13 protein-coding genes are annotated in these 15,547 nt (G+C 56.2%); 7 read left to right on the top strand and 6 right to left on the bottom strand.

Translation table 11 applies throughout. The features are described from left to right. Positions 1-100: 100 nt before the first annotated feature. On the top strand, positions 101-1,735 hold the full coding sequence (locus B2A78_RS14625) for an alpha-D-glucose phosphate-specific phosphoglucomutase (protein WP_077730744.1): 1,635 nt from the start codon (positions 101-103) through the stop codon (positions 1,733-1,735). Positions 1,736-1,792: 57 nt separating this feature from the next. On the opposite strand, the gene rsmA is transcribed toward B2A78_RS14625, so the two are convergent. The 4 genes from rsmA to lptD are packed head-to-tail and all read right to left on the bottom strand — an operon-like array spanning position 1,793 to position 7,698. Next, positions 1,793-2,575 (bottom strand): 16S rRNA (adenine(1518)-N(6)/adenine(1519)-N(6))-dimethyltransferase RsmA, encoded by a 783-nt coding sequence (rsmA, locus tag B2A78_RS14630; protein WP_077730745.1) that lies wholly within the window; start codon positions 2,573-2,575, stop codon positions 1,793-1,795. Beyond that, positions 2,572-3,570, bottom strand: a complete 999-nt coding sequence (pdxA, locus tag B2A78_RS14635) for a 4-hydroxythreonine-4-phosphate dehydrogenase PdxA (RefSeq protein ID WP_077730746.1) — start codon at positions 3,568-3,570, stop codon at positions 2,572-2,574. The genes rsmA and pdxA overlap by 4 nt, the downstream gene beginning before the upstream one ends. Next, positions 3,567-4,916, bottom strand: coding sequence for a peptidylprolyl isomerase (locus tag B2A78_RS14640; protein WP_077730747.1), 1,350 nt, complete (start codon positions 4,914-4,916; stop codon positions 3,567-3,569). Before B2A78_RS14640 ends, pdxA begins: the two co-directional genes overlap by 4 nt. Before the next feature lie 16 nt (positions 4,917-4,932). Continuing rightward, positions 4,933-7,698, bottom strand: coding sequence for an LPS assembly protein LptD (lptD, locus tag B2A78_RS14645; RefSeq protein WP_077730748.1), 2,766 nt, complete (start codon positions 7,696-7,698; stop codon positions 4,933-4,935). A gap of 217 nt (positions 7,699-7,915) precedes the next feature. Between lptD and B2A78_RS14650 the strand changes: the two genes are divergently transcribed. The 3 genes from B2A78_RS14650 to B2A78_RS14660 are packed head-to-tail and all read left to right on the top strand — an operon-like array spanning position 7,916 to position 9,982. Next, positions 7,916-8,932: a phosphotransferase gene (locus tag B2A78_RS14650; protein ID WP_077730749.1), complete on the top strand. Its 1,017-nt coding sequence runs from the start codon at positions 7,916-7,918 to the stop codon at positions 8,930-8,932. Next, positions 8,929-9,630 (top strand): N-acetylmuramate alpha-1-phosphate uridylyltransferase MurU, encoded by a 702-nt coding sequence (murU, locus tag B2A78_RS14655; protein WP_077730750.1) that lies wholly within the window; start codon positions 8,929-8,931, stop codon positions 9,628-9,630. The genes B2A78_RS14650 and murU overlap by 4 nt, the downstream gene beginning before the upstream one ends. A gap of 1 nt (position 9,631) precedes the next feature. Next, positions 9,632-9,982 carry a hypothetical protein gene (locus B2A78_RS14660; protein WP_205780787.1) on the top strand — a complete coding sequence of 117 codons (351 nt, stop codon included), beginning with the start codon at positions 9,632-9,634 and terminating at the stop codon, positions 9,980-9,982. Positions 9,983-10,110: 128 nt separating this feature from the next. Here the strand turns inward: B2A78_RS14660 and cobC are convergent, their stop codons facing one another. Further along, entirely contained in the window at positions 10,111-10,737 is a 627-nt protein-coding gene (gene cobC, locus B2A78_RS14665) for an alpha-ribazole phosphatase family protein (protein WP_240502538.1), read from the bottom strand. Continuing rightward, positions 10,734-12,131, bottom strand: coding sequence for an argininosuccinate lyase (gene argH / locus B2A78_RS14670; protein WP_077730751.1), 1,398 nt, complete (start codon positions 12,129-12,131; stop codon positions 10,734-10,736). The genes cobC and argH overlap by 4 nt, the downstream gene beginning before the upstream one ends. A gap of 208 nt (positions 12,132-12,339) precedes the next feature. On the opposite strand from argH, the gene B2A78_RS14675 reads away from it, so the two are divergent. From B2A78_RS14675 to B2A78_RS14685, 3 genes are all read left to right on the top strand, one after another. Then, a complete protein-coding gene (locus B2A78_RS14675; RefSeq protein ID WP_077730752.1) occupies positions 12,340-12,747 on the top strand; it encodes a bacteriohemerythrin in 408 nt (135 codons plus the stop codon). 169 nt (positions 12,748-12,916) lie between these two features. After that, complete coding sequence (pgi, locus tag B2A78_RS14680; RefSeq protein WP_077730753.1) at positions 12,917-14,557, top strand: glucose-6-phosphate isomerase; 1,641 nt, start codon at positions 12,917-12,919, stop codon at positions 14,555-14,557. A gap of 209 nt (positions 14,558-14,766) precedes the next feature. Next, complete coding sequence (locus B2A78_RS14685; protein ID WP_077730754.1) at positions 14,767-15,450, top strand: O-methyltransferase; 684 nt, start codon at positions 14,767-14,769, stop codon at positions 15,448-15,450. The last annotated feature ends 97 nt before the right edge of the window (positions 15,451-15,547 follow it).

Consider the following 15,547-nt stretch of genomic DNA (forward strand, 5'->3'; position numbering starts at 1 on the left):
GTTTTTGTATCGTAAAGCTTACGCCAAAAAAATTTGCTCGACTGTTAAGTGGACTGAGTAGAATAAATAGACGATTTCAGCCATCTTGAAAATATTAGCCATGCCAATTGAAACCCGAAAGACAACTCCGTATTCCGATCAAAAGCCAGGAACCTCTGGATTGCGCAAGAAGGTGAAGGTTTTCTTGCAAAAGAACTATTTGGAGAATTTTGTCCAATCGGTTTTCGATACCTTGGGCGATACGGCCGGGAAAACGCTGGTCCTGGGCGGCGACGGACGCTATCTCAACCGCCAGGCGATCCAGACTATCGTCAAAATGTCTGCGGCCAACGGCGTGGGGCGGTTGTTGATCGGGCAGGGCGGCTTGCTGTCGACGCCGGCCGCATCCTGCGTGATCCGCAAGCACAAGGCGCTGGGCGGTTTCGTTCTTTCCGCCAGCCACAATCCCGGCGGGCCGGAGGAAGACTTCGGGATTAAATACAATGTAACCAACGGCGGGCCCGCGCCCGAGAGCTTTACCGATGCGGTCTTTGCGCGCAGTCGAGTCATCGATCAGTACAGGATCGTCCGTGCTGACGACATCGATATCGACAAGATCGGCGAAACACGGCTGGGCGACATGACGGTTCAGATCATCGATCCCGTGAGCGACTATGCTCAGTTGATGGAGCATCTGTTCGATTTCAGTTTGATCGAATCGGGGCTGAAATCCGGAGCGATCACCCTGAGCTACGATGCGATGCATGCCGTCACCGGACCGTACGCTAAGCGTATTTTGGAGGAAAGGCTGGGTGCCGCGATCGGTTCCGTGATGAACGGGATTCCCTTGGAAGATTTCGGCGGCGGCCATCCCGACCCCAATTTGACCCATGCACGGGAGCTGGCGGACCTCATGTTCGGGGCGCGGTCTCCTACGCTAGGCGCAGCGTCCGACGGCGACGGCGATCGCAACATGATCATGGGCAGCCAGTTTTTCGTTACACCGAGCGATAGCCTTGCCGTCTTGGCGGCGAATGCGCATCTTCTTCCGGGTTATAAGGACGGCTTGCGAGGTGTGGCGCGTTCGATGCCGACCAGTCAAGCGGTCGATCGGGTGGCACATGCGATGGGTATCGAGTGTTACGAGACGCCCACCGGCTGGAAGTTTTTCGGCAATTTACTCGATGCTCGCAAGATCACGTTGTGCGGAGAGGAAAGTTTCGGGACCAGCTCCGATCACGTCCGCGAGAAGGATGGTTTATGGGCGGTGCTGTTCTGGCTCAACCTGATCGCCGTTCGCAAACAGTCGGTAGCCGAAATCGTCCGCGAGCACTGGCGCCGGTTCGGTCGCGACTATTATTCGCGCCATGACTACGAAGGCATGCCGGCGGAGATCGGCGACTCGATCATATCTCGCCTCCGCGCACAGTTGCCCGGTTTGGTTGGGAAGACTTTCGGTCCTTACCAAGTCAGCGTCGCGGACGATTTCAGCTACCATGATCCGGTGGATGGAAGTGTCAGCGAAAAACAAGGGATTCGGATCATCTTCGAAAACGGGGCGCGGATCGTATTCAGGCTGTCGGGCACGGGAACGGACGGTGCAACCTTAAGAATCTATATCGAGCGTTATGAGCGCGATCCCGCGGAGCATAACCAAGATCCGCAGGAGGCGCTCAAAGACCTGATCGAGTTGGCCGAGAGTCTTTCTGAAGTGAAAACGCGAACCGGCATGTCCGGGCCGACGGTGATCACCTGAGCGGCAAGCGATTTCCGCGGCCGCCGAGTTGCCGGCGGCCGTTTTCGATCGGTCGCCTTATCCTGCTTTTCCTGTAAGCGCGCGGGCCAAGCGAGCATAAGCCTCCAAGCCCAGCGTTTCCGCCCGAGCCTGTGGATCTATCCCGAGATCCTGGATTTCTCCCTCTTCAAACAGGTGCTTGAGAGCGTTTCGGAGCGTCTTGCGGCGTTGCGAGAAGGCCGCGGCAACGACCTGCCCCAAAGGCCCCGGATCGACATCCACGGGCCTGGTTTCGTGCGGTACCAGACGGACGACGGCGGACATGACTTGCGGTCGAGGAAAGAAGCTCTCGGGAGGAACCTCGAAAAGACCGTCCGCGCGACAATAGTATCGAGCCATGATGCCGAGCCGCCCATAACTCTTGTCGCCGGGAACGGCGCACAGCCTGTCGACGACTTCCTTCTGCAGCATGAAGTGCATGTCCGCTATGCATTCCGTCTGCGCGAAAAGATGAAAAAGCAGCGGCGTAGAAATGTTGTAAGGCAAATTGCCGACGACGCGAAGCTTTTTTCCGGAGCTTAACTCGCAGAACCGGAATTTGAGTGCATCTGCACGATGCAGGCGGAACTTGGTGTTACCCGAAAATTTTGTTTCCAGCGAGGCAGCCAAATCTCGGTCGATTTCAATCGCGTCCAAGCGTCCGCAGAGCGGCAACAACGCTTCGGTCAGGACGCCTTGGCCGGGACCGATCTCCACGAGGTGATCTTCGGGATCTGGGGCTATTCCGAGGACGATACTCCGCACGACGGTACTATCGCGCAGAAAATTCTGGCCAAACCGCTTGCGGGGCTGGTGATTCATGACATCTCACCGAGTCTGCAACGCATTCTGGACGCCATGCCGATAGCCTCATCGATTGCGGCCGCCAAGCTTCCCGCATCGGCTTTTCCTGTTCCGGCCAAATCCAAGGCCGTGCCATGGTCAACCGATGTGCGGATGACGGGTAGCCCCAATGTGATGTTCACCGCGCGCCCGAAGCCCGCGTATTTCAGTACCGGCAGTCCCTGATCATGGTACATGGCGAGTACGGCGTCGGCACGCTCGAGATATTTCGGAAGAAAAAGAGTGTCCGCCGGCAGCGGGCCGACCACATTCATTCCTCGTTGTCTGAGCGACTCCAGCACGGGCTCGATAATCTCGATTTCCTCGCGCCCCAGATGACCGCTCTCGCCGGCATGAGGGTTGAGGCCGCAGACGAGGATGCGCGGTGCGGCAACGCCGAAGCGGGCGATCAAGTCCCGATCGAGGGTGGTGAGTACTGCGGACAACCGTTCGCGCGTGATGCTGCGGCTGACTTCGGCCAGCGGCAAATGTGTCGTTGCCAATGCGACGCGAAGACCCGGTGCGGCGAGCATCATGACCGGATGGCCTCCGCTGATGTTCGCGATGAACTCGGTATGGCCGGTGAAGGCGACGCCGGCCTCGTTGATGATTCCCTTGTGTACGGGGGCGGTGACCAAGGCATCGAAGCGCCTTTCCAGGCACGCGGTAACGCCGCTGGATATGGTTTCGAGAACATAGGGAGCATTGGCGGCATTCAATCGTCCGCAAGCCCGGTCGACGGCGTTGGCCGTAGGCCACACTTTGAGTGATCCGGCTCGGTGCGGCTGGACCTCGTCGGTGCCCGGCGTTCGAATTTCGAGATTAAGTCCCAGCCGCTGCGCTCGTTCCGCCAACAGCCGGGGATCGCCGATTACCGTGAGATCGCAGGCAAGTTCCCGCTGCGCGATCTGCACGCACAAATCCGGGCCGATGCCGGCGGGTTCTCCTGTAGTCAACAGTATTCTGGTGATCATTGGAATGATGGCATGAAGGAAGTCGTTTCCGGTTCGTTCAAGCGAATTTCGACATAGGCCTCGTCGCGAATCCGGCGCAGCCAAAGCTCGGTTTCCTCTTCCGCTTTACGTTTGAAGATTTCTTCGCGGGCTTTGTTCTTCAACAATTCGTCGGTGTCGCTGGACTCTTGCCGTTCCAGAACTTGAAGGAGATGCCAGCCGAATTGGGTTTGCACCGGATCGCTGAGCTGGTTGACCGCTAACCGGTTCATGGCTTCCTCGAAGGGTGGAACCAAGGCGCCCGGCTGGACGAAGCCGAGATCGCCGCCCTTGATCGCCGAACCTTTATCGTCGGAGTGGCCCCGCGCCAGTGTGGCAAAGTCTTCGCCGCCTTCAATGCGCGTTTTCAAATTCAATAGCTTTTGCTTGGCGTCCTCGTCGGACAGTACTTCGTTGGGCTTGATCAGGATGTGACGCACGTGAGTTTTGGTCATGCGCTCGTCCTCGCCGCCTTTGACTCCGAGCAGTTTGATGATATGAAATCCGCTCGGGCTTCGAATAGGACCCTCGATGCCGCCTTCCTTCATCGCGGGCACCAAATCGGCAAATAGGGACGGCACCTGGCTCAACTTGCGCCAGCCGAGATCACCCCCGCTCAGGGCTTGCGGCGAATCGGAAGAGCTCAGGGCGGCTTGCTTGAAATCCAAGCCTTGTCTGAGCTCGTCGACCAATCTCTCGGCTTTTTCTTTGGCCTTTTGCACCTCGGACGGCGACGCCGCTTGAGGGGTCGCGATCAGAATATGGCCCAGCAGATATTCGCTATCGCGCGTGACGTCCGATTTTCCATGAGTTTCCAGATAGTGTTGCACTTCGTGATCGCTGACCTTGATCTGGCTGTTGACCTGACTGCTTCTCAGACGCCCGACGGTGATTTCGTTGCGGATCTGTTCGATGAATGCGGCGTAGTCGATCCCTTCTTGCCGCAAAGAGCGGCGAAATTCCTCCAGGCTCATGTTGTTGCGCTGAGCGATTTGCTGGACCGCCTGCCTGAGGGTTTCGTCATCGACGCGGATGCCTGCTTTTTCGGCCAAATGCACTTGAATTTTGTCGACGATCAGGCGCTCGAGGACTTGGCGGGTCAAAATTTCGTCAGGCGGAAGCTGTGTGTTGTTTTGCAGTAGGCTGGCTTTGATGGATTCGACTTTTTGCCGCAATTCGCTTTCCAGAATCACGCCGTCCTCTACGACGGCCACGATGCGATCGATCGGTCCATCGGCGAGTACCGCCGACGGCAATAGGAAAAGCGACAGAAAAAAGACCCTGCCGAACCGGGTGCTTCTGGAAAGAAAAAATGAGATCTTGAACATAGTCGGTCGTATTCGATCAATCGTTCTCAAGCCGGTAACCGCTGATGCTGCGTTGCAAGAACCGGTCTACCTGGTCGCCGAAACGGGTCAAGCCTTTCAACTCAAGCTGAACGAAGACCCCGTTGTTGGCGACATTGCCGCCGTTTACGCCAGTCCGTACGTCGTTGATGTAATGCCGTCCAATGAGACTGAAACGCCAGCAACAGGTTTCGCGCTCGATTCCCAAAAAGCTTTCCAGCGTTACCTGATCCAGCAGCGAGTATTGCCAGCGGCCGATAGCATTCCACCCTTTTGCGAAGGGCAATCGGAAAGACACATCGGTCAGGTCCAGGCGGACGAAGTCGAAGTTTTGATCGCGGCGAAACCGATAGGCGATGTTGAGCAGATGATTGTCTCGGTCGTCGTACTGCAGGGCCACTTGGCCGCGGTCGATCGTGCCGCCCTCCGGATTCCACTGTCCGCCGGTACGAAGTGACCAGGTATTGGTCAATCTGGAATAGACTTCGGCCACGAAGTTGGATTTGTCCCCGGTTTTTGCGGGGATATTGGGCAACGTCACATCGTGATCGTCGAAATAGAAAATTTCACCGATGCTGGCCCGGAGGCGCTCCATCCCAGACACCTGGTCGATCAGTCGGGAGGTAAGCGCCAACGTGACCTGATTGGCGTCGCCTAGCCGATCGGCACCGGTAAACCGGTTCTCGCGAAACAATTGATAAAAAGTGAAGTCATATTCGCCGGTATCGAATACGGGAAGGTTTTCTTGGTTCTTGTCCGGAATGTAAAGGTAGAAGAGTCGAGGCTCCAAAGTCTGAAGCAGCGGCGTTTCGGCCAGCTCGAATTCGCGCTCGAAGAACAGTCCGCTGTCCAGGGAGAAGATCGGCGCGGTTCGGCTCAGGCTGTCATTGAGGCCGGGGGTTTGATCCTGCAGCCAGTATTGGGTGTGCTGCAAGCTCAGGCTCGGAACGACGAAACCGGCGGCGGTTCGCCAGGGGTACGAGATCCGCGGTATTACATTCAGCCGTTGGCCGGTGACTCGGCCGCCGGTGTGATTGAAATTGGCGATCTCACTAAAGCCGTTGAAGACTAAGCCGGTATTGCCCAGCCCTTGCCCGTAGTTGAAACTCACCTGCGGAAGCCGGTAATACGGTCTCCCTTCCGGGGGAATCGTGGGGTCGATCGTTTGATAGTAATCGGCCAGCGTCGAAATGCTGTAGTTCGAACCGACGTAATTCAGCTGGCCATAGCTGCGGATATGCCGCCGGTCGACGATATTCAGCGTGTTGCCCAACTCGTTCAGATAGCGATCGTCGGACACATAGTGCGCATCCACGCGGGAATACAAGTTTTCGGTGAACCGTGTATCGTTCAAGAAACCGACCTGGCCTCGGCTATCGCCTCGCACATCATCTTGGGGCATGTACTCGGCCAGCACGCGGCCCCGAGTCATTTCGGTCAGATACCGGAAATCGCCGCGCAGCAGCAGGCCGCGCTTGGTGAGGAGTCGTGGCGTGAAGGTGGCGTCATAATTGGGCGCTAGATTGAAGTAATACGGCGCCGTAAAGTCGAAGCCCCCCACCTTGGTGTTGCCGAAAGAGGGCGTAAGGAAACCGGTCATCCGGCGGTCGTCGACCGGGAAGCTCATGTACGGCGTGTAAAGTAAGGGTACGCCTTTGAATTCCAGCCAAGCGTGTTTCGCCGATCCACGGCCGGTTTCCTTATTGATCTTTACATTGCGGGCGTGAAGCATCCAATCCTGGTCGCCGGGCGGGCAAGTGGTGTAGGTGAATTTCTCGTAGCGCGATAAAGTATCGCTGTCGAAATGAGTTAAACGCGAGGTGCCTCGCGCCGGGATTGTCTCCAAAATGAACTGGGCGTTACGAAGAACGCCACGGTTCGTATCGAGCTCCAGGAAGCCGGTATCGCTGGAGAAGGTGAGTCCTTTCTCTTGATAGATGACATTGCCCTGTGCGTTCAAGGTTTCTGAAACGGTATTGTGGGTGACGAAATCCCCCCACAGCTTTTGATCCGCACGTGTCAGTTCGGCCGAACCGGTAAAGGTTGCGATTTCGTCGTCCACCATTTCGGCATAGTCGGACCGAATTTCCAACGGTTGCTGTTCACGCGCCAGCCTGTCTTGAGGAGTCAGCAGAAATTCGGTCATAGGCGCCGATTCGGACTTGCCGGCGCACGCTTGAGCCCAGGGATTGGCCGGCAGTAAGGCGGTCAAGTTGCGGAAGCGCTGTTCGTCTTCCTCGGTAATCGTGGTCGTTTCCGCCCAATTTTCGACCTTTTGGCTCTCTTCCGAGACCACGTGGGGAAGACCTTTGGGGTCGGGGCCGACTAAGGAGCAGTCCCACTCCTTGCCGGTTTCGCCAGGGCGGCAGTTCCAGCCGGGAGGTTTGGCCGCCGCGACCGATTTCGGTGGTAATGGCTGCACGGGTTGGTCCACAGGTTTCTGCTCCGCGTCTCTTTGAGACCGCGCGGGCTTGGCGGCCAGCGCCGGTTCTCGGGTCTTCGGTGGACGGACCGGTTCCGGCTCGGCAGTGGCGGGTGCCGATTCCCTCTCCTGTGTCGGCCCGGCCTTTTCAATCTCTGGCTCGTCAGGAGTCGTGGCGGCGGTATCGGGTTTGGATTTCTTGGTGATACAGACCCACTCCTTATCGTCCTTGCTGCGCTGGCAATCCCAGTCGGACGTGGCTCCCAGCAGATAGGAAGGGCTCAGTCCAAGGCACAGGATAAACACCCATCGACCACGATTGAGATGAATCAGAAACACCATGCTGCGGCTGAGGTACTTTATAACTGAGAGGCGAGTCGCAAAGTGGCTGCCACACAATTTAAGCTTGTGAACGGAGCGGCAAGAGTGGCGACAGGGGCGGAATCGCGGAAGGCATTATCTTCAGGCTGTTCTTTATGGTGAAATATCCGGTCCAATCGCCGCATTCTACCGTAAGATCCACGTTATTCGAGTACTTTTCGACACAGGGACCGTCAATATGACAATACAGAAAGATGAACGGCTCGAGGCGCTTTCCGACTGGTTGTCGAAAACCCTCAAACTTGGGGTCAGGGCTATAGAGCCCGCCTCGAGCGATGCCAGTTTTCGTCGTTATTTTCGCGCCTATTTCGATGGGGCTTCGCGCATTGTGATGGATGCGCCGCCGCCCAAGGAGAACGTGCGCCCTTTCGTCAGGGTGGCCGCGCTCCTGCGAAGTGCCGGCGTTCAAGCGCCCGAGGTGATCGCGGCCGATGTAGACCAGGGTTTCTTGTTGCTCACCGATTTAGGAACCCGATCGTATCTGGACTGCTTGAACCCTGCATCCGTTGATCGTCTCTATGAAGACGCTCTGGACGCTCTGCTGCGCTTGCAGTATGGCGTGGAACCCGAAACTTCCGGATTGCCTCCGTATGACGAACGCCTGCTCGGGGTCGAGCTGGATTTGTTCCGCGATTGGTTCCTCGGCCAACTTTTGGGGGTGGCGCTGGATCCCGAGGAATCCGTCGTCTTCGATGAGCTGAAGCGGCTTCTGATCGCATCCGCGCTGGAACAACCCCGGGTCTGCGTGCATCGGGATTATCATTCCCGCAATCTCATGGTCACCGAACGCCTCAATCCGGGCATTCTGGATTTTCAGGATGCGGTCGTCGGTCCCATCACCTATGACCTGGTCTCGCTGCTGCGGGATTGTTATGTTTCATGGCCGATTTCCATGGTGGAGGTTTGGGTGATCGATCATTACACGCGCCTTGCCGAAGCCGGATTCCTCTCTTCGGTCGGTCCGGACCTATTCCGGCGGTGGTTTGATCTCATGGGAATGCAGCGTCACCTCAAGGCGATCGGCATTTTTTCCCGGCTCAAGTTGCGCGATGGCAAGTCCGGCTATCTCAAGGATATCCCGCGTACCATGAGCTATGTGATCGAGGTCTGTAAGCAATATCCGGAACTTACCGGCTTCCTGCACTTTTTGGAAAATCGGGTCTTGCCCCGAATGACTTTGGATAAGGTGACATGAAAGCCATGATTTTGGCGGCCGGGCGCGGCGAGCGGATGCGGCCCCTCACCGACCGGACACCGAAGCCGCTGTTGACGGCAGGCGGTCGGCCACTGATCGAGCATACGATCGAATCTTTGGTCCGGAGCGGGTTCGTCGATATCGTCGTCAACACCGCCTATCTCGGAGATCAGATCGAAGCCCACTTGGGACACGGGGCCTCATTAGGGGCGAGGATAGCCTATTCTGCCGAAGGCGAGGCGCTCGAGACCGGTGGCGGTATTTACCGGGCATTGCCGCTATTGGGCGAGGATCCGTTTTTGGTGGTCAATGGCGACGTCGCTACCGATTATCCTTTCGGGCGGTTGCGGAGCCAGCCGTCCGGGTTGGCTCATCTGGTGCTGGTCCCCAATCCGTCTCACCATCCGCGGGGCGACTTCGCTTTGCATGACGGGATGGTTTTGGATTCCGTGGATTGCCGCTTTACCTTCAGCGGCGTCGGTGTTTATCGTCCCGAGTTGTTCGCGGGCTGCTCGCCCGGCAAGTTTCCCCTGGCGCCCTTGCTGAGACGAGCAATGGCGGACGGGCTGGTAAGCGGAGAAGTGTATGCGGGCTTTTGGATGGATATCGGCACCATCGATCGGCTCCAAGCATTCGATGAGTACTTGAGGTCTAACCGAAAAATGAATGCCTCGATTGGTCTGAACCTGGAGGTTTGAGATGCAGGGCAAAATGTTCCCGGAATCAGATGCAAGAGATCTCAGCAAAGAGAAACGGCTTACCCAAGTTATTTATGCCTTGCAGGCCGCGTCTTTTTTGGTTGGGATCACCTACATCGTCGCAGCGGTGATTAATTATGTGAAATGGCCGGACGTGGCGGGGACTTGGCTGGAGACCCATTTCCGTTGGCAAATCAGGACCTTTTGGTACGGCATCCTGTGGGGAATCGTGGGTGGGCTGACTTTGTTCGCTTTCGTAGGCTACGTTATTCTTACGGCCAATACGATCTGGATTGTTTACCGTATCGCCGTGGGGTGGATGGCGCTAAGCGAAGATCGGCCGGTGAGCTGACGAAATTGTGAAAAAACCTACTGCGCGGCCCGCCTCTACCTCTGCGATGCTCAACGTACTCCTTTGTACGCTGCGCTTTTCATAGCGAATATGGGCCGCTCGCGACGGGTTTTTCACAACCTCAAAGGTTAAAGTGCGTGCAGCGAACCGCTGTGAAAAACCAGTTGCCCCAGAAACTCTTCTCCCTGCTCCAGGCATTCGATCCGTGTGATTCCTGCGGTGGCGACCTTGATTCGAAATAGGTTCGACAAAGGGATGTCCAAAATATGGGCGAGCACCATGCGAATGGTGCCGGCGTGGCAAATAATGAGAATATGCTTTCCGGCGTGGCGGTTCAGAATGTCGTTCCAAGCCGAAACGATGCGGCTTCTGAATTCTGCGAGCCCCTCGGCATCGTCCGGGCGATTGGTCATCGGATCGCGATAAAAACGCTGGATCAGGCCGGGATCGTACTGAGTAATTTCCTCCCGCGTCTTCCCTTGCCATACACCGAAACCGATTTCCTTCAATCGCGGTTCGATTTCCAGTGGAATGCGGCTTCGCTCGCTCATTTCTTCGGCAAAGGCTTGGCAGCGGGCGAGAGGGGAGGTGACGATGACCTCCCATGGGTGATGCTGACCGACGGCTGCGCGCATCTGCGACCAGCCCTTGTCGCTTAGGGGATCGTCCATCTGTCCGCGGTAACGGCTTCCGCCCACGGGCTCGCCGTGGCGCATCAAGTCGATGAGAGTTGAGACGCGCTCGTCGGTAATCAAGTCTTAGCCACCTCCTCGAGACGCTGCCGAGCTCGCTTTACGGCCGCCCTGACCTGTTCAGGAGCGGTTCCGCCGAAGTGTTTGCGTGCGCTGACGGAACCTTCCAGCGTCAGTATTTCGAAAACATCGGGTCCGATCGTAACAGACAATTGTTGCAATTCGGTCAATGACAACTGGGAAAGATCGCGTCCGGTTTCGATGCCCAAGCGCACGGCTTTGCCGACGATCTCGTGGGCATCTCGGAACGGAACCCCTTTCCGAACCAGGTAATCCGCCAAATCCGTGGCCGTTGCGTAGCCCTTCTGCGCTGATTTGTACATGCCGTCACGATTCGGTCGAACGTGGGGCATCATGTCGGCAAAAGCCCGCAGGCAATTTCGTAAGGTGTCCACCGTATCGAACAGAGGTTCCTTGTCCTCCTGATTGTCCTTATTGTATGCCAAGGGCTGACTTTTCATCAGTATCAGCAGGCTCATGAGGTGTCCGAAGACGCGCCCCGATTTGCCCCGGACGAGTTCCGGTACGTCCGGGTTTTTCTTCTGCGGCATGATGGATGAGCCGGTGCAAAAGGCATCCGGCAAATCGATGAAACCGAACTGGGCCGATGTCCATAGAATCAGTTCTTCGGAGAATCGCGACAAGTGCATCATGATGAGGCTGGCACAGGCCGTGAATTCGATGGCGAAATCGCGATCGCTGACCGCGTCCAAAGAATTCGCAGCCGGTCGGTCGAAGCCGAGCAGTTCGGCGGTATAGAATCGATCAAGCGGAAAGGTTGTGCCGGCCAGGGCTGCCGCGCCCAAAGGCATGACGTTGACGCGCTTTCGACAGTCGAGCAGGCGCTCGTAATCTCTCGCCAACATTTCGCACCAAGCCAATAAATGATGGCCGAAGGTTACCGGCTGGGCCACCTGGAGATGGGTGAATCCCGGCATGATGGTATCCGCTTCGCGTTCCGCCAAATCGAGCAAGGCCTGCTGAAACCGAAGGATTTCGCCGGTGATCCGGTCGATTTCGTGGCGCAGATACAGTCGGACGTCCGTGGCTACCTGGTCGTTGCGGGATCGGCCGGTGTGCAGCTTCTTCCCCGCTTCGCCGATACGCTCGGTAAGGCGGGCCTCGATATTCATGTGGACGTCTTCGAGCTTAACAGACCAGGAAAATTCGCCGCGTTCGATTTCCGCAAGGATTTGTTCCAATCCGTCCGTAATGGTTTCGCATTCCTCTTCGTTTAAGACGCCGATCCGTTTCAGCATCGAGGCGTGGGCAATGGAGCCTCGAATATCGTACGGGGCCAGACGTTTGTCGAAGTCAACGGATGCGGTAAAAGCTTCTACGAAGGCGTCGGTGGCTTCGGTAAAGCGGCCTGCCCAAGGTTTTGGTTCGCTGCTCATCGGGATCTTGTTAAAAGAGAACGGCTTTTGTTCCAGTCATTATAACCGGAGTGGTTATTCTTCGAAGATTTTCAGTTGACTGATACGGAAAGTAAATCGCCAAGACTTGACTTAAGTCAAAAGTACGTCTACGCGGCCGTTATACAGTTCTTCGGCCTATTCGGCATACAGATCACTGAACAAATTCAATATTCAGGAGACAAATCCGATGGCCCTAATAGAGTGGACTAAAGAAGCATTTGGAACAAACGTCAGTGAAGCCGACCATCAACATCAGGAAATTTTCGCCATGTTGAACGGCTTGCACGATACCGTCGCATCGGGTGATCGGCAGGCAGTCGGGCGTCAACTCGATGCACTGATCGATTATGTAGCCATGCATTTCAAGACCGAAGAAGATTTGATGCAGGCTCACGGATACCCGGATTACGCTGCGCATAAAGCCAAGCATGACGAGCTGGTGCAGACTTGTCTCGACGTTCAGAAGAAATTCCACGCCGGAGCGCTCGACATTACCCCGGAAACGACCACGTTCGTCAAAGACTGGCTCGTCAACCACATTCCGAACATCGATAAGCATTACGGTCCGTTTTTTAACGGCAAGGGCGTTGCCTGACGCCGGCAGACAGACTTAAGGGCTGCGTTTTTCCTCATTTCGCAGCTTAAGGCTCGTCATCCTAAAGATTGCCGGCCTCGATGCCGGCAATCTTCGTTATTCATGATTTATTCACTTCGTTGCCTGTAGTAGCATTTTGGGGAGAAAATAACGAACTCGGATCTTGTAGATGACCCAATCTTCCTGCCTTCCGGCTTGGCAGTCGCTCAATCGACATTACCGTGAAATCAGCGATCTCCATCTGCGGGATCTGTTCGCTGAAGACCCTCACCGTTTCGAGCGTTTTTCGCTGCGCCTTGACGACCTGCTGTTTGACTATTCTAAGAATCGAATCGCGGAACAAACCGTGATGCTATTGCTCGATCTGGCCAGGCAAGCCGGATTGAAAGAAAAAATTGCCGCCATGTTCCGTGGCGACAAGATCAATGTCACCGAAAACCGTGCCGTATTGCACGTGGCCTTGCGCAACCGCTCCAACCGACCGATTTTCGTCGACGGCAAGGATGTCATGCCCGATGTCAATCGGGTTTTGACGCAGATGCGTCGGTTCAGCGACTTGGTGCGTTCCGGTGAATGGCGGGGATGTACGGGCAAAGCCATCACCGATGTGGTCAACATCGGCATCGGCGGGTCCGATTTGGGGCCGAAAATGGTGGTGAAGGCGCTGTTGCCCTATATGCAGCCCCGGCTGCGCGTTCGCTTCGTATCCAATGTGGACGAAGCGGATCTTGTCGAGAACCTGAAGGACCTCGACCCCGAAACCACACTGTTCTGCGTTTCATCCAAAACCTTTACCACGCAGGAAACCATGACGAATGCCCGATCGGCGCGGGAATGGTTTCTGGCCAAAATCAACGATGAAGCCGCTATTGCGAAGCATTTCGTGGCGGTCTCCACCAATGCCGAAAAAGTGGCCGAATTCGGCATCGATACCGCCAATATGTTCGAATTCTGGGACTGGGTGGGCGGCCGGTATTCGCTGTGGTCGGCCATCGGCCTGCCGATCGCCTTGGCCGTCGGCATGGATGCTTTCGAAGCACTGTTGGCCGGCGCCCACAAGGTGGACGAGCATTTCCGAACGGAGCCCTTCGAGCGGAATATTCCGGTGATCATGGGGTTGCTCGGCATCTGGTACGCCAATTTTTTCGGCGCCGAATCATATGCCATTCTGCCCTACGATCAATATCTGGAAGATTTGCCGGCCCATCTTCAGCAGGTCGATATGGAAAGCAACGGCAAGATGGTGGATATCGAAGGCCATCTGATCGCCTACAGCACCGGCCCGATTATCTTCGGCCAACCGGGCACCAATGGACAGCATGCCTTTTATCAGTTGATCCATCAAAGCCGAAAGCTGGTTCCTTGCGATTTTATTGCTGCGGCGCAAAGCCATCACGGTCTCGGCCGGCACCATGAGACACTGATTTCGAATTTCCTCGCTCAACCGGAGGCGTTGATGCGTGGCAAGACCACCGAGGAAGCGACGGCCGAGCTCGAAGCAGGGGGCGTTACCGGTGAGCAACTGACGGAACTCGCTGCTGCGAAAACTTTCCCCGGCAACAAACCATCCAATTCAATTCTTTATCGAAAACTGACCCCGGAAACTCTGGGATCGCTGATCGCCTTGTACGAGCACAAGATATTCACTCAGGGCGCGATCTGGAACATCAACTCCTTCGATCAGATGGGGGTCGAGTTGGGCAAACGGCTGGCGAGAACCATTCTTTCGGAACTGACCGACGACAGTGCGGTTTCGTCTCATGACGCTTCCACCAACGGTCTGATCAATTACTACAAGCAATTACGCTAGGGTGACGGTCATGAACCCATCCACGCGATGTATTCCCGTCAAGAGAAAACGACCCATTCGTCCTTTCTCTTGACGGAGAGCGGACCGTGCCGGTTCCGAAAATAAGGGTCTACTCTCAGGAACTACGCGTAAGTCTGATCTGATCGAATAAACAATGGACTGCACCAGGGGGCGGCGACTCTCTTCAGCGTGTTTAAAGGAGTTACGGCATGACCGACCTCAATGATCCTACGGCAAGCAATCCAAGCGTGCTAACGCCGGTACATCCGGACATCGAACGTTACTTGACCACTCTCGCCGGTTCGGCCGACACCCCGGTTCTCGTGGAGATGGAAGAGTTGGCTCGTCAGCAGAACTTTCCCATCGTCGGGCGTCTGGTCGGATTGTTTCTGAAGGTCCTCGCCAAAAGTATCGGAGCGAAGCGCATTTTCGAATTCGGCAGCGGTTACGGTTATTCCGCCTACTGGTTCGCAGAGGCCGTCGGGCCGGACGGGCGGGTGATCTGTAGCGATGGCGATCCGAACAATCTCTCCAAGGCGGAACATTTTCTCAGCCAAGCCGGGCTGTGGGACCGCGTCGATTTCCGAACCGGCTTTGCCCAGACCGTCTTCCAGGCTACCGAGGGCGAGTTCGATATCTGCTACAACGACGTGGACAAGGGCGACTATCCCGAAGTGTGGCGCCTTGCCCGCGAGCGTATCCGGCCAGGCGGGCTTTATATTGCGGACAATGTCTTGTGGCACGGCCGTGTTGCTGCCGAAAACCCCGTCGACATCGTTCCCGGCTGGACCGACGCTATCCGCGAACATAACCGACTTATCTTCAACGATCCGGAATTCGATGCGTCCATCAACCCGACCCGAGATGGCGTGGTCGTTGCCCGAAGAAAATAGAAGGCAAAACTCTTGGGAGCGGTCAGATCGCGTGTGGAACTATCCATACCGACTGAGACCGATTTGGCCAACGTTTATTGCTGGTTGCATTGGTCCC

It is taken from the genome of Methylocaldum sp. 14B, from assembly GCF_002005105.1.
Lineage (GTDB): Bacteria > Pseudomonadota > Gammaproteobacteria > Methylococcales > Methylococcaceae > Methylocaldum.